Origin of the sequence: Aquamicrobium sp. LC103 (assembly GCF_001014615.2) — a bacterium.
Classification (GTDB): domain Bacteria; phylum Pseudomonadota; class Alphaproteobacteria; order Rhizobiales; family Rhizobiaceae; genus LBCQ02.
This window is the reverse complement of the sequence record NZ_LBCQ02000005.1, coordinates 338,124-359,085: the sequence shown is the minus strand read 5'-3', so window position 1 is coordinate 359,085 and position 20,962 is coordinate 338,124. Positions and strand designations below refer to the sequence as shown.

The 20,962-nt window shown below is 63.5% G+C and carries 22 protein-coding genes and 1 tRNA gene; 10 read left to right on the top strand and 13 right to left on the bottom strand.

Features of this window, described 5'->3' with window-relative positions; translation table 11 throughout:
- Positions 1-49 precede the first annotated feature (49 nt).
- The 5 genes from XW59_RS12330 (at position 50) to XW59_RS12310 (ending at position 3,021) form a co-directional block, all read left to right on the top strand.
- Entirely contained in the window at positions 50-814 is a 765-nt protein-coding gene (locus XW59_RS12330; RefSeq protein WP_047145031.1) for a hypothetical protein, read from the top strand.
- A complete protein-coding gene (locus XW59_RS12325; protein WP_047145032.1) occupies positions 811-1,977 on the top strand; it encodes a tyrosine-type recombinase/integrase in 1,167 nt (388 codons plus the stop codon). The genes XW59_RS12330 and XW59_RS12325 overlap by 4 nt, the downstream gene beginning before the upstream one ends.
- A gap of 68 nt (positions 1,978-2,045) precedes the next feature.
- Positions 2,046-2,141, top strand: a tRNA-Sec gene (locus XW59_RS12320).
- A gap of 111 nt (positions 2,142-2,252) precedes the next feature.
- A complete protein-coding gene (locus XW59_RS12315; protein WP_047145033.1) occupies positions 2,253-2,645 on the top strand; it encodes a hypothetical protein in 393 nt (130 codons plus the stop codon).
- A complete protein-coding gene (locus XW59_RS12310) occupies positions 2,632-3,021 on the top strand; it encodes a hypothetical protein (RefSeq protein WP_047145034.1) in 390 nt (129 codons plus the stop codon). The genes XW59_RS12315 and XW59_RS12310 overlap by 14 nt, the downstream gene beginning before the upstream one ends.
- 58 nt (positions 3,022-3,079) lie before the next feature.
- Here the strand turns inward: XW59_RS12310 and XW59_RS12305 are convergent, their stop codons facing one another.
- From XW59_RS12305 to XW59_RS12250, 12 genes are all read right to left on the bottom strand, one after another.
- Positions 3,080-3,517 carry a helix-turn-helix domain-containing protein gene (locus XW59_RS12305; protein ID WP_047145035.1) on the bottom strand — a complete coding sequence of 146 codons (438 nt, stop codon included), beginning with the start codon at positions 3,515-3,517 and terminating at the stop codon, positions 3,080-3,082.
- A gap of 79 nt (positions 3,518-3,596) precedes the next feature.
- Positions 3,597-6,068: a heavy metal translocating P-type ATPase gene (locus XW59_RS12300; RefSeq protein WP_348639311.1), complete on the bottom strand. Its 2,472-nt coding sequence runs from the start codon at positions 6,066-6,068 to the stop codon at positions 3,597-3,599.
- A gap of 218 nt (positions 6,069-6,286) precedes the next feature.
- Positions 6,287-7,066, bottom strand: a complete 780-nt coding sequence (locus XW59_RS12295) for a helix-turn-helix domain-containing protein (protein ID WP_047145037.1) — start codon at positions 7,064-7,066, stop codon at positions 6,287-6,289.
- 58 nt (positions 7,067-7,124) lie between these two features.
- Positions 7,125-7,829: an ATP-binding cassette domain-containing protein gene (locus XW59_RS12290; protein ID WP_047145038.1), complete on the bottom strand. Its 705-nt coding sequence runs from the start codon at positions 7,827-7,829 to the stop codon at positions 7,125-7,127.
- On the bottom strand, positions 7,822-8,589 hold the full coding sequence (locus XW59_RS12285) for an ABC transporter ATP-binding protein (RefSeq protein WP_047145039.1): 768 nt from the start codon (positions 8,587-8,589) through the stop codon (positions 7,822-7,824). The genes XW59_RS12290 and XW59_RS12285 overlap by 8 nt, the downstream gene beginning before the upstream one ends.
- Positions 8,586-9,557 carry a branched-chain amino acid ABC transporter permease gene (locus XW59_RS12280; protein WP_047145040.1) on the bottom strand — a complete coding sequence of 324 codons (972 nt, stop codon included), beginning with the start codon at positions 9,555-9,557 and terminating at the stop codon, positions 8,586-8,588. The genes XW59_RS12285 and XW59_RS12280 overlap by 4 nt, the downstream gene beginning before the upstream one ends.
- Complete coding sequence (locus XW59_RS12275; RefSeq protein WP_047145041.1) at positions 9,554-10,429, bottom strand: branched-chain amino acid ABC transporter permease; 876 nt, start codon at positions 10,427-10,429, stop codon at positions 9,554-9,556. Before XW59_RS12275 ends, XW59_RS12280 begins: the two co-directional genes overlap by 4 nt.
- Positions 10,426-12,027, bottom strand: coding sequence for an AMP-binding protein (locus tag XW59_RS12270; RefSeq protein ID WP_052958094.1), 1,602 nt, complete (start codon positions 12,025-12,027; stop codon positions 10,426-10,428). Before XW59_RS12270 ends, XW59_RS12275 begins: the two co-directional genes overlap by 4 nt.
- Positions 12,028-12,089: 62 nt before the next feature.
- Positions 12,090-13,337, bottom strand: coding sequence for an ABC transporter substrate-binding protein (locus XW59_RS12265; protein WP_047145042.1), 1,248 nt, complete (start codon positions 13,335-13,337; stop codon positions 12,090-12,092).
- 45 nt (positions 13,338-13,382) lie between these two features.
- Entirely contained in the window at positions 13,383-14,174 is a 792-nt protein-coding gene (locus XW59_RS12260) for an enoyl-CoA hydratase/isomerase family protein (protein WP_047145285.1), read from the bottom strand.
- Complete coding sequence (locus tag XW59_RS12255; protein WP_047145043.1) at positions 14,171-15,088, bottom strand: acyl-CoA dehydrogenase family protein; 918 nt, start codon at positions 15,086-15,088, stop codon at positions 14,171-14,173. The genes XW59_RS12260 and XW59_RS12255 overlap by 4 nt, the downstream gene beginning before the upstream one ends.
- Positions 15,088-16,242: an acyl-CoA dehydrogenase family protein gene (locus tag XW59_RS12250; RefSeq protein WP_047145044.1), complete on the bottom strand. Its 1,155-nt coding sequence runs from the start codon at positions 16,240-16,242 to the stop codon at positions 15,088-15,090. The genes XW59_RS12255 and XW59_RS12250 overlap by 1 nt, the downstream gene beginning before the upstream one ends.
- Before the next feature lie 205 nt (positions 16,243-16,447).
- On the opposite strand from XW59_RS12250, the gene XW59_RS12245 reads away from it, so the two are divergent.
- The 5 genes from XW59_RS12245 to XW59_RS12225 are packed head-to-tail and all read left to right on the top strand — an operon-like array spanning position 16,448 to position 20,096.
- Positions 16,448-16,825 carry an SDR family oxidoreductase gene (locus XW59_RS12245; RefSeq protein ID WP_052958095.1) on the top strand — a complete coding sequence of 126 codons (378 nt, stop codon included), beginning with the start codon at positions 16,448-16,450 and terminating at the stop codon, positions 16,823-16,825.
- On the top strand, positions 16,822-17,151 hold the full coding sequence (locus XW59_RS12240; protein ID WP_052958096.1) for an SDR family oxidoreductase: 330 nt from the start codon (positions 16,822-16,824) through the stop codon (positions 17,149-17,151). The genes XW59_RS12245 and XW59_RS12240 overlap by 4 nt, the downstream gene beginning before the upstream one ends.
- A 7-nt stretch (positions 17,152-17,158) precedes the next feature.
- Entirely contained in the window at positions 17,159-18,280 is a 1,122-nt protein-coding gene (locus tag XW59_RS12235; protein ID WP_047145045.1) for an acyl-CoA dehydrogenase family protein, read from the top strand.
- 5 nt (positions 18,281-18,285) lie between these two features.
- On the top strand, positions 18,286-19,275 hold the full coding sequence (locus XW59_RS12230; RefSeq protein ID WP_052958097.1) for an acyl-CoA dehydrogenase family protein: 990 nt from the start codon (positions 18,286-18,288) through the stop codon (positions 19,273-19,275).
- A 2-nt stretch (positions 19,276-19,277) separates the two neighbouring features.
- Positions 19,278-20,096, top strand: a complete 819-nt coding sequence (locus tag XW59_RS12225) for an SDR family oxidoreductase (RefSeq protein WP_047145046.1) — start codon at positions 19,278-19,280, stop codon at positions 20,094-20,096.
- A 2-nt stretch (positions 20,097-20,098) separates the two neighbouring features.
- On the opposite strand, the gene XW59_RS12220 is transcribed toward XW59_RS12225, so the two are convergent.
- Positions 20,099-20,956 (bottom strand): MaoC/PaaZ C-terminal domain-containing protein, encoded by an 858-nt coding sequence (locus tag XW59_RS12220; RefSeq protein WP_047145047.1) that lies wholly within the window; start codon positions 20,954-20,956, stop codon positions 20,099-20,101.
- Positions 20,957-20,962: the final 6 nt, after the last annotated feature.

The following is a 20,962-nucleotide window of genomic DNA, read 5'->3' as shown; positions in this document are numbered from 1 at the left end:
GCAAGCGTTTTGTGTGCACCTTTCCCATATTGTTTATGAGGGTGTAGAAATGGCTCGTCCCAAGCTCGGCGACAGTGAAACCGAGCGACTTCATATGAAGATTACGAAAGCTGAACTCCAGGCGATCGAGGACTGGCAGTTCGCGCATCGGATCTCATCCAAATCCGAGGCCATCCGTCGGCTGTGCAAGATCGCGTTGTTCTTGGAGGCCGAATTCGAACAGATCATTGAGGTGACCACGGATGGTGTCACGATCACTGCTGACCTCTTCAGGCAGGGGGTGGATGACAAGCGCTTGTATAGCCAACCCGAACTCGATGACGCTCTGTTCACCCGGGACGAAGTGCTTGACATCATTGATGAAGCTTCGGACCGAGCTTATGACGCATTTGCAGGTGTGCAGGGTCTTCACGAACTCGTAACGGCAATTTACGAAGCCGTCAGACCGTACACTGAGGCTCAGACCATCTCGAAGGGTGACGAGCAGGCGCAACGCCGAATTGAACAGGCGAATGAAGCGGTTGAGGCTGCTGATCGTCGACGCGCGCAGTCGGACGAAAATCGGTACCTCGGGATCTGGGTTACAAGCCTGTCCGACGAAGAAGAAGCCGCGTACGAATCCCTGTCGGAGGAAGAGCAGGACGCCTATGTCGCGAAGAGGGTAGAGGAACTCAAGGCTGAAGAGGCCGCCAATCCTGAGATCTTCGCCGAAAAATACGGCGTTCGAAGGCGGTTTTGGGAAATTCCTGGTTGGGAACAACGCGTAAAGCAGCGCACAAAAGCCAACGTGGGCCGCACAGGAGAGCAAAAATGAAAGGCCACATCCGCGAGCGCAGCCCCGGCAGGTGGGCAATAGTCCTAGACCTGAGAGACCCTGAGACTGGCAAGCGCCGTAGGAAGTGGCACAGCTTCGCTGGTACTAAGCGACAGGCGCAAGTCGAGTGTGCGCGGCTCATTGCGGAGTTGAAGGGCGGCGTCTACATCGAGCCCGATCGCACGACGGTTACCGCGTTCCTCGATCGCTGGCTAGAGCACGTGAAGGCAAGCGTCTCGCGGAAGACGCACGAGCGCTACTCCGAACTCTGCAAGAAGGGGCTCGCACCGCTCCTAGGTGACGTGACGCTCTCCAAGCTGAAAACGGAGCGGATCGACGCCGCACTGTCCAAGGCGCTGCTGACGGGTCGCCACGACGGCAAGGGAGGACTGTCGGCGACAACCGTCCGCCACATGCGCCGAGTGTTGGTGATGGCGCTCAATCAGGCCCTGACGTGGGATCTGCTGGCAAAGAACCCGGCGTTGGCATCGAAGGCACCGAAGGTCGAGCGCAAACCTATGTTGGCCTATGATGCGGCACAGACGGCAACGCTGTTACGGGCTGTCGAAGAAACTCGGCTTCACGTTCCGGTTCTGTTGGCGGTCATGTGCGGCCTGAGACGCGGAGAAATTGCAGCCCTGCGCTGGAAGCATGCCGAGTTGGGCGACAACATGCGCTGTCTCCACATTGCACAAAGCGCGGAACAAACGGCCGAGGGCGTGCACTACAAGACCCCGAAGTCGGGAAAAGGACGTGTGGTCGATCTCCCACCGTCTGTCGTCTCAGCGCTTAAGGTTCACCGGGCAAAGCAGGCTGAGCAGTTGCTTGCCCTGGGGATCAGGCTGGATGATGAGACGTTCCTCGTAGCTGATGAGGCGGGCGCACCGCTCAAGCCTCGCATGCTCACAGACGGGTGGCTGCGGCTGCTGGAGAAGATCGATCTGCCAAGGATCAGGTTTCACGACCTGCGCCACACACACGCAACCCAGCTTCTGGCGGCCGGCGTGCATCCGAAAATCGCGAGCGAGCGCTTGGGCCACTCGACCATCGGGATTACCCTCGATCTCTACTCTCACGTCATGCCCGGAATGCAGGCTGATGCCGCGGCGCAAATTGACGCGATGATCGCGGGCGCAGTAGCAAAGGGCGAAAGAAAAGGGTAGCAGAATGGTAGCAATTGCTCCGATCTGCGACTGATTGGATGGCAAAAAAGCCAACGAAATCAACTCTTGGAGGAGAGGCAGCTCTGGTGAGTTGTCCGGACTTCAAATCCGGGTGGGGCCGTGAGACGGTCCCAGGTGGGTTCGACTCCCACTCTCCTCCGCCATTTCCACGGAACCGCCCATGACCGAGGACCATCCATTCATCGCTGGGCTCGCCGACGATGCGAAACAGCGCGAGCAGGAGGAAGCCGAGTTCCGCCGCACCATGAACGCGCGTGGCCGCACTCGCCGAGGCGCGCGCCTTCGCCAATCGAAGGATGAACCTCATGCGCTCGCTCTTTGCCGTCGTGAGCCAGGCAGAGCAGGAGGAGATTGCGGTCGCGGCAGCCATCGCCGGGCTCAGGAACCGGCTCGGCTGGCGCGAGGACAGTCCGGCCCGCGACGAGGTCCTCGCCGAATACGCCAAGCTCGCTGCGGCCGCCTTCGCGGCGACACGCGTTTGCCAAGGCGACGAGGCTGCGGCGCCGGACAACCGGGGCGATGAAGTTCAACGCGACATGGCCGAAGCGCTCTCGGTTTTCGAAACCTGGTACCAGACCGCGCGCGGCAAGCCGTTCTGGATACTGTTCGAGCACTACATGCCGGAGACGCAGCTTGTCGATTTCTGAAGACCGCCCGAGCCGCTTCGACGTCTGGCTGCCGGTTGAATATCGGCGACGCGGCGACTTCACCGTGCTCGTCGTGCTGGTCTCGATCGGCGGAACGTCGATCGAGCTCCTGCGCTCGACATTCATGAACGTCATCGGCGACGAGACACGCTGGAGCGAGCTGCGCGAGCTCTTCTCCGGTTCCGGCGCTGAATGGAACGGCGCGGCGTTCTTTCCCGTCAGCAGCTATTTCGACGGGCCGGTCTCCAACGATATCGCGCGCGCCGAGTTGCGCGACCTGGAGGGGCGGCTGCGCGAGGACCGCCGCGTCCTCAACGAAGGCCATTTCTTCGACCCCGAAGGAAGGCGCCTTAAGGTCGAGGAGATCATCCACTAGCGCCGATCGACACTCATGATCTGGGCCTGGTGCGGAGCAGCATAACCCTTACGAGAGACTAGCCGATATTCCTCCCGCCGGCGTGGTCCGCATGGCATTGGGAATGGTCGGACAGAACGGAGATAATTCGGCAATCGACGAGCCGACCGTGGCGACATTCGCTGATCATACGGTTCAACTCGTTTGCAAGAATCTCCAGCTGTCTGATGCGTCTTTGCACATCGGCCAGATGCGCTCGCGCAATGCTGTCGGCTTCGTGACAGGATTGCTGAGGCGTCTCCGTCATATGCAAGAGATCCCGGATCGCCTCAATCTCGAAACCCATGTCCCGCGCGTGACGGACAAAATTGAGCCGATCCACGGCCGCCTGTTCGTAGCGGCGACGATTGCCCTGATCCCGCCTGCCCTCGGACAACAAACCAATCTGCTCATAGTAGCGGATGGTCGGGATTTTGACCCCGGTCCGTTTCGAAAGCTCGCCAATGCTCAGATTCACTGCGGATCTCCATCACTTCGCCCAATCGATCGATCTGCGATGCAGCGGACCGATTGCGCCGCCGATACCGTTGAACAATTCACGTCATGCCGGTCGGGTTCACATTCCCGCCCCTGCCATGGAAGAACGCAAGCAGGCGCATGGCGTTGAGCGTCACCAGAACGGTTGCGCCCGTATCGGCAAATATCGCCAGCCACAACCCGGTGTAGCCCGTCACCGTCGTGACTAGGAACACGGCTTTCAAACCGAGCGCAATGACGACATTCTGACGGATGTTGCTCATGGTCGAGCGCGCCAGGCCAAGCATGCGCGGAACATCATCGATCCTGTCGCGCATGAGAGCGGCGTCGGCCGCTTCCATGGCCACGTCGGTCCCCGAACCGATGGCTATTCCCACATTGGCCGTGGCGAGAGCGGGAGCATCGTTGACACCATCGCCCACCATGACGACGTTCTCGCCGACCGCGATTTCGGCGAGGCGGCGCGACTTGTCTTCTGGAAGCATGCCCGCCTCGACATCGATCCCGAGCTGTCGACCGATTGCCGCGCCGGTTCGAGGATTGTCACCGGTCATCATCAGCGCACCGACCGATTGCCGCCTCAGTGTCTCGATGGCTGAGCGGGCTTCGGCACGCGGTTCGTCGCGCATCGCTATGAGGCTCAGGGCTCGTCCCTCGACGACGACCACGATCACAGTCTTTCCCTGCTCTTCCAGAGCGTCGATTTGCGCCTGCGCCGATGCGCCAAACTGCGCGCGGTCGGCGGCATGGCGTGGAGCGCCGATGAAAACGGCGCGACCGTCCACCGACCCTTCCATGCCCTTGCCCGGCACTACCTTCACCTTCCGGGCCGAGAGCGTCGGCTTGCCGACACCCGTTTCCATTGCATGGGCAACGATTGCCGCCGCCAGGGGATGCGAGCTTTCACGCTCGACCGCCGCGGCGATGGCCAGCGTGGAGGCGCCGCTGCCTTCAAGGGTGATCATATCGGTCACGCGAGGTTTGCCCACGGTCAGCGTGCCGGTCTTGTCGAACACGACGCGCTTGGCACCGGCCAGCGTTTCGAGCACAACTCCGCCCTTGATCAGCATGCCCGCACGGGCACCGGCCGCAAGGCTCGCCGCAACCGCGGCGGGAACGGAGATGACGAGCGCGCATGGGCAGCCGATCAGCAGCAAGGCGAGTGCCCGATAGATCCACGTTTCCCAATCACCCAGGCCCATCATCGGAGGGACGATGGCGACCAAAGCCGCGATCACGACCACTATCGGCATGTAGACTCGTGAAAATCGGTCGATGAATCGTTCGGTGGGCGCCTTGGAATCCTGTGCTTCCTCGACCAGGGCAATAATGCGTGAGATCGTGTTGTCTTCCGGAGAACGATCCACGCGGACGCGCAACGTCGCCTCATGGTTCACCGTCCCCGCCCGGACACGCTCACCCGGTTCCTTGGTGACCGGAACACTTTCGCCCGTGATTGGCGACTCGTCGACCGAGGAGATGCCGGTCAGAATCTCTCCGTCCGCGGCAATTCGATCGCCGGGCCTGCACACCACCACCTGGCCGACGCGCAACGCGTCGGCCGCGACCCTGGTGGTCCGCCCGTTCGGCTCTTCCACGAGGGCGTCGCGCGGCAGCAATTCGCCCAGGGCGCGGATGCCGGATCGGGCGTGATCGGCGGCCAATCCCTCGAGCATCTCACCCAGGATAAAGAGCAATACGACTATTGCCGCTTCGGCCGTTTCTCCGATGATGATCGCCCCAATGACGGCGATCGTCATCAGCATCTGGATGGTGAAAGGCGCCCCGAGGCGCGCGGCGGCAAGCGCCCGGCGAACGATCGGCAAGGCCGCCAGTACAGTCGCGACACCGAGAGTCCATTGTCGTAGCTCGGGCAGGAAATAGGACGTTGCGAAGGCCCCGGCGACAAATGCCCCGCCGTAAAACAGATGTCGCGCCTTGGGCGCCTGCCACCACGGCGACTTTTCCGGTTTCCTCGACTGCCCTGTCGCGCCCGTCGCGCCGGGCGCATTGCCTGCCTCGCCAGCGGTGAAACCGAGCCGGCGAACGGTCGTCAGAACATCCTCCAGCGTCGCGCCACCGGGAGTTAGCGTCAGGCTGAGCCGCTCGCGCGCAACCGATACGTGAATATCGGAAACGCCAGGCATCTTTTCGAGGGCGGCCGTGATGGTGCCGGCGCAACTGGCGCAATCCATCCCGCCGACGGATACCGTTGTCTGTCCCGCCTTTGGCACGTGGTCGGAAATTTCGCCATGGCGCTGTCCGTGCCCCTCTTCATGGTCATGACCGCAATCAGCATGAACGTGTCGATCGCCGTCGCCATGCCCATCCGGATGATTTTGATCGAAGCTTTGGAGATCGGCCGTGAAGCCGAGGCTTTCGATCGCCTTGACGATTTTACCCCTATCCGTGCGATTTTCATCGAGCACAAGCTTCAATCGTTCGCGCGGAACCGAGACGTGGAGATCCGACACGCCGGGCATTCTTTCCAACGCCGCGCGGACGATCCCGGCGCAACTGGCGCAATCCATGCCGCCGATCTTGTACTCTAGATTCCGGGCCGCCACCGAGTGAACATTCATGAATGATCTCCGAATTATCAGCTTTCGGAGTCACGCTACCTGCTCTAGCGACTAGAGGAGCAAGCACTTTTTCGGGACGAGATTTGGTTCGCCGCAGGCTGCCGTCGTCGATGAGCGTTCGACCACGGTGAACCCAGGACCAGAGCGCGACACGCTCTTTCACTCCATCAGGACAGGGCTTCCTGGATCTCCTGCATGATGATGTGCTTCCAGCCATCGATCAGACGATCGTTCGTCTGGGAATTGAGGGCGGCGATGCTGAGCGCGAGCGATGGCGTTCCACCGGGCTCGGGGATCGCCATACCGATCCCGATCACATCCTGGACGACATTGCTCCTGCTCACGACGAAGCCGGTACGGCGCGCGTCGTCTACGAGTTCACGCATGACCTCTTCGTTGAGCCCGGGATAATCGCGCAGGAGCGGCGCGACGGTTTCCATGATTCGGGAAGAGGTCTCCGGATCGAGCGCGGCAAGCAGCGCCGTGGAGCCCGCGCCCACACCGAGGAAACGACGCTGCCCCACATCGACCGGGATGACGCGGATAACGGAGTTGCCTTCCGTCTTGAGGACGCACGTCGCCTCGATTCCGTTTCGACTCATCAGATACGAGGTAACTCCCGTACGCCGCGCCACGCGGTCCACAACCGGACGCCAGCGCGCGATCTCCAGGGCATCCGGCGTCACCGCCAGCCCCAGCTCGTAGGTGAGCCGCCCAACCACATAGCGCCGCCGATCCGTTTCGTGCCGGACCAGTCCCTCGTCGACAAGGCATTTCAGGATGCGGTGCGTCGTCGAGCGGGACAGTTGCAGGGCATCGCAAAGCGTCGAAAGCCCCACACCCTGCGAATTGCTCTGCCCGATCCGGCGCAGCATGGCGGCTGCACGACGGATGGTCTGCGTGCCATCGACATTTCCCTCGGCCGGGACGGGATCGGATGATGCCATTTCTCTCATTCGCTTCTCCGGGCGCAAGCCGGGCGGTTCAAGACCGGATGAAACTGGTCTAGACCGCGAGATATCGGTCTACAAGGTCGGTGGATTTCCCGAACTCCGTCCAGTCGCCGGAAAAGACGGTCGTTCCCGAATCCAGAAGCAGCATGCGTGAGGTGCATCGGCGGGCGAAGCGGAGATTCTGCTCCGCAAGAACGAGTGCGATGCCATAGGTGTCGCAGGCTTCGATGATCTTCTCCGCCAGATCCTCCACGATTACCGGCGCAAGTCCTTCGGTCGGCTCGTCGAGCAGCATCAGGCGTGGTCCCGCGGCGATGGAGCGTGCTATTGCCAGCACCTGCTGCTGGCCTCCGGAGAGTTGTCCTCCAAGCCGGCCGAGCAAATCCTTGAGCATGGGAAATCTCTCGACGACCTCCTCCATGGTCGGCAGCCCGTGCTTGCGCTCGGTCCCGTATTGGGCAAGGAGGATGTTCTCGGCCACGGTGATGTGGGTAAAGATGCGCCGATCCTCCGGTACCAGCGAGACGCCCAGCCTCACGCGGTCGCTGGCGCTCATGTTGCCGAGAGGCCTGCCGTCGAGCGACACGGCGCCGCGCACGATGGGTCCGGCATTCACGATGCTCTTTAGAAGCGTGCTCTTGCCGGCACCGTTGCGGCCGACCACCGCGATGCGCTCGCCGGCGGCGACCTTGAGCGGAATATCGTGCAGGATATGCGCCTGGCCGTAAAACGCGTCGATGCGGTGGAGCTCAAGCATGCTGGTGGTCCTGACCGAGATAGACCTTGCGGACGGTCGGGTTGTCGCGAACCGCTCCCGGCGCACCCATGGCGATGACCTCGCCGAAATTCAGCACCATGAGGCGGTCGGCAAGCTCGAAGATGATATCCATGTCGTGCTCGGTCATCAGTATGGTTATGCCCGTCTCCGCCTTCAACCGCGCCAGGAGATGTGTCATTTCCTTTCGGTCGGAAGGCGACATTCCGGCTGTCGGCTCATCCAGCATCAGCACTTCCGGCTTCGTCGCAAGCGCGACGCAGAATTCCAGCCGCTTGCGATCGCCATGGGAGAGATAGCCGGCTTCATCGTTCCAGCGGCGGCGCGGAAAGCCGAAGCGGTCGAGGATTTCATCGGCTTCCGCCTGCACATCGCGTGACGGCTTCCAACGCCACCATGGACCGGGATTGCCGCCCGAATAGCGGAGCCGCGATTCGATCGAAATCACGACATTGGTGCGCAGATCCAATTCGTTGAAGACGCGGGCGACCTGAAAGGTTCGCCCGAAACCCCTGCGCGCGCGCTGATGGGCCGGCAGCTTGGTGATGTCCTGGCCGTTGTGACGAATGGTTCCCGCGGTCGGCATCGCCTCCCCCGTCAGGACCTTGAAGAGGGTCGTCTTTCCGGCTCCATTGGGGCCGATGATCGCGAAGGTTTCCGATTTCTCCACGACAAGGTCGATGCCGTGCAGGACCTTCAACGCGCCATAGCTCATCTCGATGCCTTGAACGTCGAGGATCATGCGTGCCCTCCCGGGGTCCGTCCGCCACGCCGCCGCGCCAATTGCTTGAGCGCGCCGAGAATTCCCTGGGGAGCGACGAGCACGACGAGAATCAGGCTGGCCCCCACCAGGACTTCCGACAGCCCGGCGAAGGTGCGCGTCAGATAGTTGATGCCGCTGAGGCCGATCACGCCGACCACGGGGCCCCAAAAAAAGCCGGCACCGCCCAAAAGGGCAGCGAACAGCGGTTGCGCCGACTGCAGCCAGTTGACGTAGTCCGGAGTGATGATCTGGCTCCACGGAGCAAGCATGGCTCCCGCCACCGCGGCGAACGCGCCGGAAATGGTGAAGGCGATGACACGCACGCGCCAGACGTCGATGCCGACAAAGGCAGCCCGCTCCGCATCGATGCGCACGGCGCGCATGGCCCTGCCTACATGCCCTTTCGCCAGCAGCCACATGAGCCCGACAGCCAGCAGGCAGACCGCGAGCACGAAGTAATAGCTCGTCAGCGGCTGGTTCATGTCCACGGTGAACAGGCCAAAATCGATCGCCGGCCGTGGAATGGCGGCGATACCCTCGTCGTGGCCGAGCAGCGAGGAGTATCCGATCAGCACCACGATGAGCTGGGAAAGCGCAAGCGTCAGCACGGCGAACTGGACGCCGCTTGCGCGCCTCAGCACCACGAGCGCGACCAGAAGCGCTGCCAGCGCACCGAAAGCGGCGCAAACCAATATCAGGAGCACGAAGTGGATTTCATATCCGTCGCGCAGCGCAACCGCGGAAATATACGCGCCGATGCCGAAGAAGGCGGCATGGCCGAAGGAGATCAGGCCTGCGTAGGAGAACAGCAGGTTCCACGACAGCGCAAAGACGATCTGGATCATCGCGAAGCCCGCGAGGAAGACGAGCCCCGGATTGACCAGGAAAGGCGCAAAGAGGAACAGCAGCAGAAAGAGAAGCAACGCGGCCTGGGCAGCCCGGTTCATTGGGACAACTCCGGATAGATGCCCTGCGGGCGGATCAGGACGAGAATGATGAGCAAGGCATATGAGCCGATGCCCGGCATGGTCGGCAGCATGACCGAGTTGAGGCTTTCCGCGAGGCCGAAGATCACCGACGCAATGAAAGCGCCGCGGATGGAACCGAGCCCCCCGACGATGACGGCACAGAACGCCAGCAGCAAATAGGAATGGCCGAGATCGAGCGAGAGGGACTGATTGGCGACGAGAATGCCTCCGGCAAGTCCGGCAAGCGCGAAGCTGATCGCCACGGAGGCAAGCTTGAGGCGCTGCACGCGCAGGCCCACCACGTCGGCCATCCATGGATCCCGGGCGACGGCGAAGATCAGCTTGCCGAACCAGATGCGGTTCAGGCCGATCTCCAGCGCGAGGAAGGTTACGATGCCAGCGGCAATGATGAAGAGACCGTAGTGCGAAACCGGCAGTCCGATCTCGGAGAAACCGCCGATCGCCTGCGGCGGATATATGGCATGGACGGACTGGCCAAAGGCGATGCGCGCCGCGCCGGTGCAGAACAGCATGATGCCGAAGGCGGCCATGAGCGTGTATTCGTGCGGCACATTGCCGAGCCGCCTGAAGATCGCGAGGTCGGTGACGACGCCGATGGCACCTACCACCAGCGCGGCTATGAATGCTGCAGCGAGGAAAAGCGGCAGCGACGAAGCTTCCTGTCCGGCGACCGCATAGGCGACATAGGCGCCGATCATGAAGAACGCACCATGCGCGAAGTTGAATATCTTCATGATGCCGAAGGCGAGGGTCAGGCCCGCCGCGACCAGGAAGATCGCCGCGCCGAGCACCAGGCCATTGAATATTGCGTAGAGATAAAGCGTCGTCACGCCGCGGCCCCCTCCATATCGATCGCCAGCGACTTCAGTTGTTTCTTGTCGACCTTCCCGACCGCCGTCGTCGGCATGGCAGGAACGACATGAAGCCGCTCCGGAAACTTCTGTCGCGCCAGACCCAGCCGCTCCAGATGCGCGGTCATGTCCGAAAAGCCGAAATGCCCGCCGTCGGTGGGCAGGACGAAGGCGACCACGATCTCGCCGCGATCCACGTCGGGCATGCCGATCACGGCCGATTGCCGCACGCCGGGATGCCGCGCCAACGCGTTCTCGATCTCGAGCGGACTGATGTTCTCACCCTTGCGAATGATGATGTCCTTCTTTCGCCCGGTGATCTGGAGAAATCTCGCGTCGATCAGCCGGCCGAGATCGCCCATCCGAAAGAAGCCGTCCTCGGTGAAGCCATCCTCGTCGTCTGCCGGGTCGAGATAGCCGAGGAGCATCTGCGGCGCGCGCACCACGATCTCGCCGGATGCGCCGCCGGCTACCGGGCGGTCGTCGTCCGACAGGATCTTCAGCTCGGCCGTGCATTCGCCATCGGTGTCCGCCCTTTCTTCGGCCTCCCCGCGATCGCGCACGCCCGGGCAGACCAGGGGCACCTCCGTCGATCCATAGGCCCGCGATACGGTTGTGAATGGGAACCGTGCCAGCGCTCGATGCACGAGTTCGGGCGGCACGCTCGCGCCGCCGCAGATGAAACGGCGCAAGCTCGGCAGTCGGGAATCCGCGCGTTCCGCCGCGGCGACGAGGCCGGCCAGAAACGGCGTCGCCCCGGCCATGAAGGTCGCGCCATGCCTGTCGATCAGTTCCACCGCCTCGTCGGGATCCCAGCCATCGACGAGATGCGCCACGCAGCCGGTGATCCATGGGAACTCGAAAGCGTAGATCGAGCCGCCGATGTGGCCGATCGGAGAGGGAATGAATAATCGGTCCCGCTCGCCGATACGCCAGAATTCTCCCGTCCTGCGGATCAGCGCATCGATCGTGGCGTGGCTGTGCATGACCCCTTTGGGGCGACCGGTGCTGCCCGAGGTGAAGAGGATCATCTTGACGTCGTCGGATGCTGAAAGGCGCGCCTCTGCAGGCTCGTGCAGAAGCAGATCTTCGAACGTGTCACCGGCACTCGCGGACCCGCGCACCGTGAAGACATGCGGCGGCCTTTCCGGCAACGAGGCGACGAGAGGGGGAAAGTCGAAACCGCGATGGCTTTCGGGGATGAAGAGCGCGTCCACGCCGCAGGCCCGAAAGATCGTTCCCAGTTCGGCTGCGCGATAGATGGTCAGAAGCGGCACGAGACGGAAGCCGAACAGCGCGGCGGCCAGGTTGATGACGCAAGCCTCCCACCAGTTCGGCAGTTGGAACGCGACGACGGAACCCGGCGCAACGCCCCGCGACAGCAACGCGCCGCCGAGCCGGCGCGCTGTGTCCACCATTTCGGCACGCGTCAGCACGCGCTCCACATCCGCGACGACTATGCGGTCGGGATCTTCCAAGACGCGCTCGAGCGCGACCGCTCCCAGGCTCGAGCCTTCGACCTCGATGTGCCGCCGCGCGCTTTTCAGCGCTACGAGTCTTTCGTCCAGAACCGACATATCCACTTCCAACAACATCTGAATATCTGCCGGCCCGGACAGCCGGCAGGAATCGGAGAGCCCTAGTTGAAAGCCAGGGCCGTGCCCGGTGTCGGAGCACCGGCGAAGGGTGTGCCGTCGATCCGCGCGAAATCCACCGCTTCCCAGCCGTCGGCATTGCTTGCGCCCGCCAGAAGCGCGTAGTTCACGTCGCAGATGGCCTGATGATCCTCCGCGCGCAGGGTGATCGGCCCCTTCACGGAATCGAACGTCAAGCCTTCGAGCGCAGGCACCAGCTCGGCCGCCGTCTCGCCAGCGCCGGTGCGCAGCGCTGCCGCAACGGCGAAGACGGCGCTGTGCGCCATCCCAACGAAGCCGTCCGGGTGGTCGCCGTAGCCCTTGTCCCGGAAAATCTTGATGAGTTCCTGCGCGAGCGGATTGTCCTTGTAGGCTCCGTAGTACCAGTGGAAACCGGACCAGTAGTTCTCCGGCGTGCGGGCCTTCAAGGCGGCGGCGGACTGAAACTCGCTGCCCGAGGTGTAGATCGCCTTAACCTGGCGGGTGAGCCCGAACTGTCCCGCTTGCTGAAGGAAGGTGACTTCGTCGGTGCCCCCGAGACCCACGATCAACCCGTCGATGCCCTGGCTGACCAGGCGGGCTATCTCGTTGCGGTAGTTGGTCGCGCCGAACTTAACCCAGCTGGTTTCGAGAAGCTCGACCTGCGCGCCGTGCGTGGACTGGTACGCCTTCGGGAGCCAATGCCCCGCCGTCTCGATGACGGACCGGCCGACCTCATTGTCGGGCGAGATCGAGCCCCAGCGAAGCGCATCGGGATAACGGTCGGCCATGAGCTGGGAGCCTGCGCCGATGCGCATGGCCGAATAGTCGGTGACGCGGAAGTAGTTCTTGCGGAAATCCTGGTGCGTCAGATTGTTGCCGTGGGAGGCCGCATTGATGAAGACCGAACCCAGTTCTTCCATGACGCCGCCCAGCGCAAGCGCCACCCCGCTCGAAAGCACTCCGGCGAAGATATGCACGCCGTCGGCTGCAAGCTCGCGCGCCGTCGCGACGCCGATTTCGGGTTTGAGACCGTCGTCACGGACGATGATCTCGATCTGGCGGCCATTGATACCGCCCTGAGCATTGACCATGTCGGCGGCAATCTGCATTCCGCGCGCATGAGCCTCGCCGAACTGGCTGTAGCCGCCTACCAGGCTCGTGATGCAGCCGATGCGGATTGGCCCGCCCTGTGCAATGGCCGGCATAGGCAGGCCGGTAAGCGCGGCCGCGCTCAACGCGCCGCCGACGAACTGACGTCTGTTGGTTCTCATGTTTTCCTCCCGTTTTGCGATCAGGTGCGTCCGCACCCCGACCAGTCACTCGTTCCGCTTTTTCAGTCTCTCCTTCATCGCCTGCACCGCCTGGCGGTGCTCGGCTGTGCGAACCGATACGGATTCGTAGGCGATGCCCGGATCCATCAATGCGTGAGCGATACGCTTGAGCTCGAGGTTGACCGTCGCCTTCGTCCAGCGGATCGCGCGCGTGGCTCCGCCGATGAGCTGGTCGCAGAAGGCACTCACCCGCGCGTCAAGTTCGGCATCGGGCACGGCATGATTGATGAGGCCGATCTCGGCAGCCCGGGCGGCCGGCAGCAGCTCGCCCGTCATCAGATATTCCTTGGCGCGGGCAAATCCCACGAGCTGCGGCCAGATGATGGCGCCGCCGTCGCCCGCCACCAGCCCGACCTTGACGTGCGGGTCGCCGATGCGTGCGCTCTCGCCGGCAAAGATCACGTCGCAGAAGAGCGCGATGGTTGCGCCAAGGCCCACCGCCGCGCCATTCACCTTCGCCACCACCGGCTTGTCGATGTCCAGCAACGTGAAGACGATACGCTTGGCGTCGGCCGCCTCGCGATCGAATTTTTCCGGGTCGGCGATGGACGCTTCCATATGCTCCAGATCGCCCCCAGCCGAGAAGGCGCGCCCGGCGCCCGTCAGCACGATCACGTCGGAATCCGGATCGCTGTCGGCGAACCGCAACGCCTCGACGATCTCGACATGCATGGCACCGTCGAAGGCATTGAGCGCAGCCGGTCGGTTCAGGACGATGGTGAGGAGACGGCCGCGCCGTTCCATCAGAAGGGTGTCGAAAATCGGCGGCTTCGTCATGCGGCTCTCCATCGGCTTGCGGAGACAGCCCTGAAATTCGTCCCCGCCCCACCTAGCGCGGAACGCAAGAGGCGCGCCCGGTATGTCCAGCGATGCAGAGGATGTTCCAGAGTCAGTCCCATGGCTCCCATGAACTGGTGAAGATCGTAGACTACCCGCGTCGAGGCTTCCTGCACGTGACCGAGCGCGATTGCCGTGTCGATCGGATCGAGGCTCTGAGCGGCCTTGAGCGTGAGCCAGTAGCTGGCCTCCACCTTGGTCGCCGCGCCGGCAAGGCGGTGCTGGATGGCCTGGAAGCTTCCGAGCGGGCGGCCGAACTGATGGCGATCGCGGACATGGGCAACGACGGCGTCCAGGCCGCCCTTCAGCGTTCCCGCCATCTCGGCGGCAAGGGCTACGCGCCATGTGTTTCGGACCACAGCTGGATCGGCATCGATCGGCCGCATCGCGACCTCCCTTTCCCCCAGCACTCCCATCGGATAGGCGAAGATGCTCTCGACCGTCTCGACCACGCCCTCCTCCAGAAGCACACCGCGAACGCTTTCGTCCGAAACGAGGATTGCCGAGCGCGCCACCGGCAGGAAGGGGACGGGCCGGCCCCGCTCCTCGATCACCGCGATCGGCCGGGGCAGATCCGGGGCGTAGAGCGAGCGGAGCATGGAGGACGCGGCGCATTCCACAAGCACGGGCAGGCCCGCGATCCGATAGGTCAGCATCGCCGCCGTGACGAGGCCGAGCGTCTCCTCCGCGGCGCAGTCGAAGAAGCCGTTTTCGTCCAGGAGCATGTCCAGTTCCGGAGACCAGTCGAAGCGCGCCCATTCAGGTGCGGCCTTCCATGCGGCCTGCGGTGCCTGCGCAAGCTGGTCGAGCACGGCCAGAAAGGCAGTCTGGTCCTCGTTGGGATAAAAACGCATCAGGAAGCTTCCCTGGGAAGATCGAGCCAATTGCGAGCGATCAACCCGAGCTGGATTTCGGCCGCGCCGGCGGCGATGCTGGTGACGATGGCACGTTCGTGATGCGCCAGGTGGATCGGATGATCCATGCCGGTGAAGGTGTCCGACAGGAAATCGAGCCCGAAATCCGTGACCACGTTGTCGGCCTCGGCCACGGCGATGCGCGCGAGGCTCGCCTCGGAACCCACCGCCTCGCCGCGCGCGCGCTTGTCGACGGCGCGATAGACCAGAAGGCGCGCGGCCTCGCAGGCGGCCGACGCGGCACCGGCGCGCGCCTGCACGAGCGGATCGGAAAAGGCCTGGCGGACGCGCAGTTCCTCGACCATTCGATCGAGGACGCGGGCGGCGAATTCGTAGCGGGGTATACCGATCCGCTCGTTTGCGAGCGAGTAGCTGATGATCGACCAGGCCTGTCCCTCCTCGCCGAGACGGGCCGAAACCGGCACCCTGACATCGGTGAAGAAGGTCTCGTGGATGTCGCCGTGACCGATAAGGCTCGGAATCGCCCGCACCTCTATGCCGGGCGTGGACATCGGAACGAGGAAGATGGCGATGCCCGCCTTGCCCTGCGATGCCTCGCCGGTGCGGGCAAGCAAAAAGCAATGCTGCGCCATCGCGGCATAGGACGTCCAGATCTTCGAGCCGTTGATGACATATTCGTCGCCGGTTCGGACGGCCCGGGTTCGCAGACTACCGAGATCCGAGCCGGCATTGGGTTCCGAGAAGCCCTGGCACCAGACGGCCTTGCCGGCCGCCATCTCCGGAATGTAGCGGTGCCGCTGCTCCTCGGTGCCGAAACGCATCAAGGTGGGCCCGATCCAGTTGACGTTCATATATTGCGCGCCGCGCGGCTCGCCCGCCGCCCACATCTCCTCGCCGAGAATGAAGTGCTCCCATGTCGGCCGGTCTGCCCCGCCCCATTGGGCGGGCCAATGTGGGACGAGCAGGCCCGCCGCCGCCAGCTTTGGGCAGAACTCCAGACTGAACTCGGTCTGCGCGCGCGACCCCGGACCGTGACGGGATATCTCGCTCCAGTCCGCCGGCAGTTCCCGCTCCAGAAAGGCACGCACCCGCGCCCGATAGGCCCGATCCTCGTCGGTCCATTCAAAATCCATTCCAGGGCCTCCCGAGCGTCCATTATGTGGGACTTCATATCCCAACGCTCCCGCTGAAACTGATCAGCTCCTACACAAATGTCAACAAAGAATTCCGAATTTATAGTTGAACAATTCCAAAATTGCCTGATACTGTTGGCGAGAGGAAAAGAAGGGGTATTTCCACATATACCCATATATTGGGACATTAATCAGGGAGGACGGAATGCGTGTATCGGTCGTCACCGGATGCACCGGCGGCATGGGCCGCGCCATCACCGCCGAGCTCAAAACGGCCGGCGACCGCGTGATCGGTCTCGACCGGGCAGCGGCCGCCGCGAGCGAAGATGAAGCGGTGCCGGACGAATTTATCGCCTGCGATCTTTCCGATATGGAGGACGTGCGTCGAACCTTGCGCGTGCTTTCTCAAGAGAGCGCAATTGGCTGCCTGGTGAATTGCGCCGGCCTTTACGAAAGGAAAGCGGTCTTCGAGCTGACGCTGGAAGACTTCGACCGCGTGCTCACGGTCAATCTTCGCGCCCCCTTTCTTCTCAGCCAGGGACTGGCGCGCGGCATGGCGGAACGAGGCGGCGGGTCATCGTGAACATCGCCTCGATCAACGGAAAGCTCGGCAGCCCGATCGTCCCTTATGGAACGTCGAAGGCCGGGCTGATCGGCCTGACACGCAGCCTCGCGCGCACCCTCGCCCCATACAACATCCGCGTCAACGCGATCGCTCCCGGCACCATCGACACGCCGATGGCGGCCGGCGTCGACCCTGTCCAGATGGAGCGCCAGATGTTCAACGTGGCGATGGAAAGAGTGGGCGCGCCACGGGAGATCGCGACGGTGGTACGTTTTCTGGCAAGCGACGAAGCAAGCTATATGACCGGCAGCATCGTCGACGTGGCCGGCGGATGGATGTCATGAGCAAGAGATGCGGCTGAATTTCACGAAAGACGACGAGGCGTTCCGCCATCGGGCGCGCGACTGGCTGATCGCCAACGTCCCCCGAGAGCGCGCCCCGCACGAAGGCATGCCGGCCCGTCGTTTCTCGCTGGACTGGCTTTCCAGCTGCCACGAAGGCGGCTGGGCGGGCATAGGCTGGCCCGCGGAGTATGGCGGACAAGGATTGCCACCGGATCGGCTCGTGCTGTGGTACGAGGAATATGTCCGCGCGCGGGCGCCTTCCATTCTCGACTGCACCTTCGTGGCGCTGAACCATGCCGGGCCGACGCTGATTGCCTGCGGGACGGAAGAGCAGAAAGCTTTCCACCTTCCGTTGATCCTCTCGGGCCGCTCGATCTGGTGCCAGGGCTTTTCCGAACCCGGTTCGGGATCCGACCTCGCCTCGCTCTCCACCACAGGAACAATCGACGGCGACCACCTCGTCGTCAACGGTCAGAAGATTTGGACGAGCTTCGCCGATATTGCCGACTATCAGGAATTGCTCATCCGCACCGACCCCGGCTCGAAACGTCACAAAGGCCTCTCATGGGTCATATGCGACATGACGAGCCCCGGAATCACGGTGCGGCCGATTGAAAACATGGCTGGCGTCAGCCATTTCGCGGAAGTCTTCTATGACGACGTCTGCATCCCGCTTTCCAATGTCGTCGGCGCGCTGCATGACGGCTGGAGCGTGGCGATGACCACCTTGGCCTTCGAACGCAAGACCGCAGCGATGGGCTTGCAGCTCGAGCTTTCCATTCGTATCGAGGACCTGATTGCCCTCGCCGAGCCGCTGCCGGGAACAGCCACCTACGAGCGTTTGTCGGATCTGCGGGCGGAGACTGCGGCGCTGCGTGCGATGACCTATCGCACGTTGTTCCGCGAGCCTCGAACCGCCTCCGACGGCTCACTCGTGCGCCTCTACTTCGCCGAGCTCGCGCAGCGCATCCACCGGGCGACAATGGACGTGCTCGGTCCGGCAGCCCTGGTCGACAGCGCCTGGACACACGACTACCTCGAATCCTACAGCGAGACGATCGCGGGAGGAGCAGCCGAAATCCAGCGCAACATCATTGCAGAACGAATTCTCGGCCTGCCGCGGGAGTAGCGACAATGGGATGCGATCTCAACCACGGCGAGGAGCAGCGCCAGATACTCGATGCAGCTAGCGCCATGCTTACGCAGAGTTTTCCCGTTTCGCGCCTGCGCGAGCGCAGACGCGACGATCTCGATGAGATATCGGTCTTCGGGGCTTTCTCACTTTCCCTGCCGGAAAACGAGGGCGGGGCCGGCTTCACCCTCGTCGAGGAGGTGCTGCTTCATGTTGCCTTCGGCCGCCATGTGATCACCAGCCGTGTGCTGGCGACGGCGGTTGCGGCAAGGCTCGCAAGGTCCGTTTTCGATGCCGGCTTGGCACGGCAACTTGAAGAAGGCACCATCGCGGCATGCGCGGCAGTGCCCGACGGAGACTCCATCCTGTTCATCGACGGCGAGGACGCCGGCCCGGCCGTTCTGTTCGACGGGCGACGGCTTGCGCTCCTCGATCGCGGCGACGGGCGAGGCGAACACCTCAAAGGCTTGGGTCACAGCCTGGCATTGACCCGGATGCCGAAGAATGCCGTGGGTGTTCTCGGCGAAACGTATAACGACACCATCCTCGCCGTCTCGGATCTGCTCGTCTGCGCGCAACTGCTCGGCATCGCGGAAGCCACGCGCGACCTGGCCGTCGCCTACGCACAGCTGCGTCGCCAGTTCGGGCGGCCCATCGGCTCGTTCCAGGCGGTCAAGCATCATTGCGCCAACATGGCCGTTGCCGTGGAAGCAGCGTCGAGCCTCCTCGATTTCGCGGCCGTCGCGGCACGTGATGCGCGCGCCGATGCGCCATTCCAGCTTGCGGCGCTGCGCCGTCTGGCAACGGGAGCAGCTCTTGGCAATGCCCGCACCTGCATCCAGATCCACGGCGGCATCGGTTTCTCGGCCGAAGCCGACGCCCATCACTTCCTGAAGCATGCGCATCTGCTGGCCCGCCTCGGCGGTACCGCCGGGATGCTCGATCTTCCGGCGCCGCTCGCGCCTCACCAGACGATCACGGAAAGGAACTGAACATGCGGGTTGCCCTTATCACCGGCGCTTCGAGCGGCATCGGGCTTGCGACGGCCCGGCTATTTCTGGCCAATGGCGTTGCGGTGGTGGGGATCGCCCGCGATGCCGGGAAGCTCGCCGCCATGAAACGCACTCTTTCAGGGAGCGAAGCGCCGCTGGAAACACTCGCGGTGGACGCCACCGAGGAGGACGCGCCGCGCCGTGCCGTCGACCTGGCGCTTCAATCGTTCGGCAGGCTGGACCACCTCGTCAACAATGCGGGGATCGGCAGTCCGAAGCCGGTGCACGAGACCGACGACGAGACGCTCGATTATTTTCTCGACCTCATGCTGCGCGCACCCTTCCGCTTCTGCCGCCAAGCGCTGACGGCGTTCGGAGCCGAGGCGACCATCGTCAACGTCAGCTCGACCTATTCCCTGCTTGGCGGCTTGCGCGGCGGAGCTTATTCAGCGGCCAAGGGCGGCATCAACGCCCTGACCACGCATCTTGCCTGCCAGTACGGCAGTTCCGGCGTGCGCGCCAGCACGGTCGCCCCCGGCGTGATCCCAACGCCGATGACACAGCACCGGCTGCAGGACGAAGGCTTCCGTCGCATGAACTACGACATGACTCCGGCGGCCCGCATGGGCACGGTCGAGGACGTCGCGCACGCCATCCACTTCCTCTCCTCCCCGGCCTCCGGTTGGATCAATGGCCAGGTCCTGGCTGTCGACGGCGGTTGGAGCTCGACCAAGTTCCTGACCGAGGACGCACTGACGGCGGAGCGGCGCATGGTGGCGCCGGGCTTTTCCCATTCCGGCAAGCCGCGGCCGGCGGAGTGACCTCACGGCTGTTCCGAGAACGTGGCATGGCTTGCATCGAGCACGACCACGCCACGCTCCCGCACGCGGCAACGGAAATCGGCACGTGATCCCTGCCGCCATATCTCGGTGACGATCGTGTCGCCCGGAAAGACGGGAGCCGTGAAACGGACATGGATGTCCCGCAAGCGGCCGGGGTCGTCGTCGCAGCAGGCCCGCAGGATCGCGCGGGCAGCGACCCCCATCGTGCACAGGCCATGCAGGATCGGCGAGGGAAAGCCGGCCCGCGCGGCCACGGTCGGATCGACATGCAGCGGATTCAGGTCACCCGACAGGCGATAGATAAGCGCGGACTGCGGAAGCGTCTCGCTCGATACGACGATGTCGGGGTGGCGGTCCGGAAGAGCGGAGCGCTGCGCCGGCCGGCGCGCGGACGTTTCCGTCTTCCCGTCGCCGCGCAGGATCACGGTGGCACCCAGGCTGGCGATGGGAGTGCCCGCGTTCCGATCGTGAATCGAACGCGACAGGTAGACGAAGACGCCGTGTCGGGGTCCCCTGTCAATGACCGCCTCCACACGATTGCGCGCCACTATGGCGCCCTCCGGAGGCAATGGCGCATGCAGCACGATCGACTGCTCGCCGTGGACTATCTTGCGCCAGTCCGCGCCCAGCGTCGGATCGCGGAGCCAGAAGCCCGGATCGCCGAGGACAGTTGCCATGGACGGCAGAGCGACGAGACCGTCCTCATAGACGAAGCGAAGATCCTCCGGCCTTCCGCCGCAACCCACCCCCAGGGCGTAGAGCATGGTGTCCCGCCTGGTGTATTCGCGGACCTGCTCGTCGAAAACCCAGTTCGCCAGTCGCTCCTGATCAAGCGGCATTGCCGG

Bases quoted from the DNA above. Each gene is read 5' to 3' on its own strand.
- XW59_RS12330 (WP_047145031.1), top strand. From the start codon at position 50: ATGGCTCGTCCCAAGCTCGGCGACAGTGAAACCGAGCGACTTCATATG.
- XW59_RS12325 (WP_047145032.1), top strand. From the start codon at position 811: ATGAAAGGCCACATCCGCGAGCGCAGCCCCGGCAGGTGGGCAATAGTC.
- XW59_RS12300 (WP_348639311.1), bottom strand. From the start codon at position 6,068: ATGGATTGCGCCAGTTGCGCCGGGATCGTCCGCGCGGCGTTGGAAAGA.
- XW59_RS12295 (WP_047145037.1), bottom strand. From the start codon at position 7,066: ATGGCATCATCCGATCCCGTCCCGGCCGAGGGAAATGTCGATGGCACG.
- XW59_RS12290 (WP_047145038.1), bottom strand. From the start codon at position 7,829: ATGCTTGAGCTCCACCGCATCGACGCGTTTTACGGCCAGGCGCATATC.
- XW59_RS12285 (WP_047145039.1), bottom strand. From the start codon at position 8,589: ATGATCCTCGACGTTCAAGGCATCGAGATGAGCTATGGCGCGTTGAAG.
- XW59_RS12280 (WP_047145040.1), bottom strand. From the start codon at position 9,557: ATGAACCGGGCTGCCCAGGCCGCGTTGCTTCTCTTTCTGCTGCTGTTC.
- XW59_RS12270 (WP_052958094.1), bottom strand. From the start codon at position 12,027: ATGTCGGTTCTGGACGAAAGACTCGTAGCGCTGAAAAGCGCGCGGCGG.
- XW59_RS12265 (WP_047145042.1), bottom strand. From the start codon at position 13,337: ATGAGAACCAACAGACGTCAGTTCGTCGGCGGCGCGTTGAGCGCGGCC.
- XW59_RS12260 (WP_047145285.1), bottom strand. From the start codon at position 14,174: ATGACGAAGCCGCCGATTTTCGACACCCTTCTGATGGAACGGCGCGGC.
- XW59_RS12255 (WP_047145043.1), bottom strand. From the start codon at position 15,088: ATGCGTTTTTATCCCAACGAGGACCAGACTGCCTTTCTGGCCGTGCTC.
- XW59_RS12250 (WP_047145044.1), bottom strand. From the start codon at position 16,242: ATGGATTTTGAATGGACCGACGAGGATCGGGCCTATCGGGCGCGGGTG.
- XW59_RS12245 (WP_052958095.1), top strand. From the start codon at position 16,448: ATGCGTGTATCGGTCGTCACCGGATGCACCGGCGGCATGGGCCGCGCC.
- XW59_RS12235 (WP_047145045.1), top strand. From the start codon at position 17,159: ATGCGGCTGAATTTCACGAAAGACGACGAGGCGTTCCGCCATCGGGCG.
- XW59_RS12230 (WP_052958097.1), top strand. From the start codon at position 18,286: ATGGGATGCGATCTCAACCACGGCGAGGAGCAGCGCCAGATACTCGAT.
- XW59_RS12225 (WP_047145046.1), top strand. From the start codon at position 19,278: ATGCGGGTTGCCCTTATCACCGGCGCTTCGAGCGGCATCGGGCTTGCG.
- XW59_RS12220 (WP_047145047.1), bottom strand. From the start codon at position 20,956: ATGCCGCTTGATCAGGAGCGACTGGCGAACTGGGTTTTCGACGAGCAG.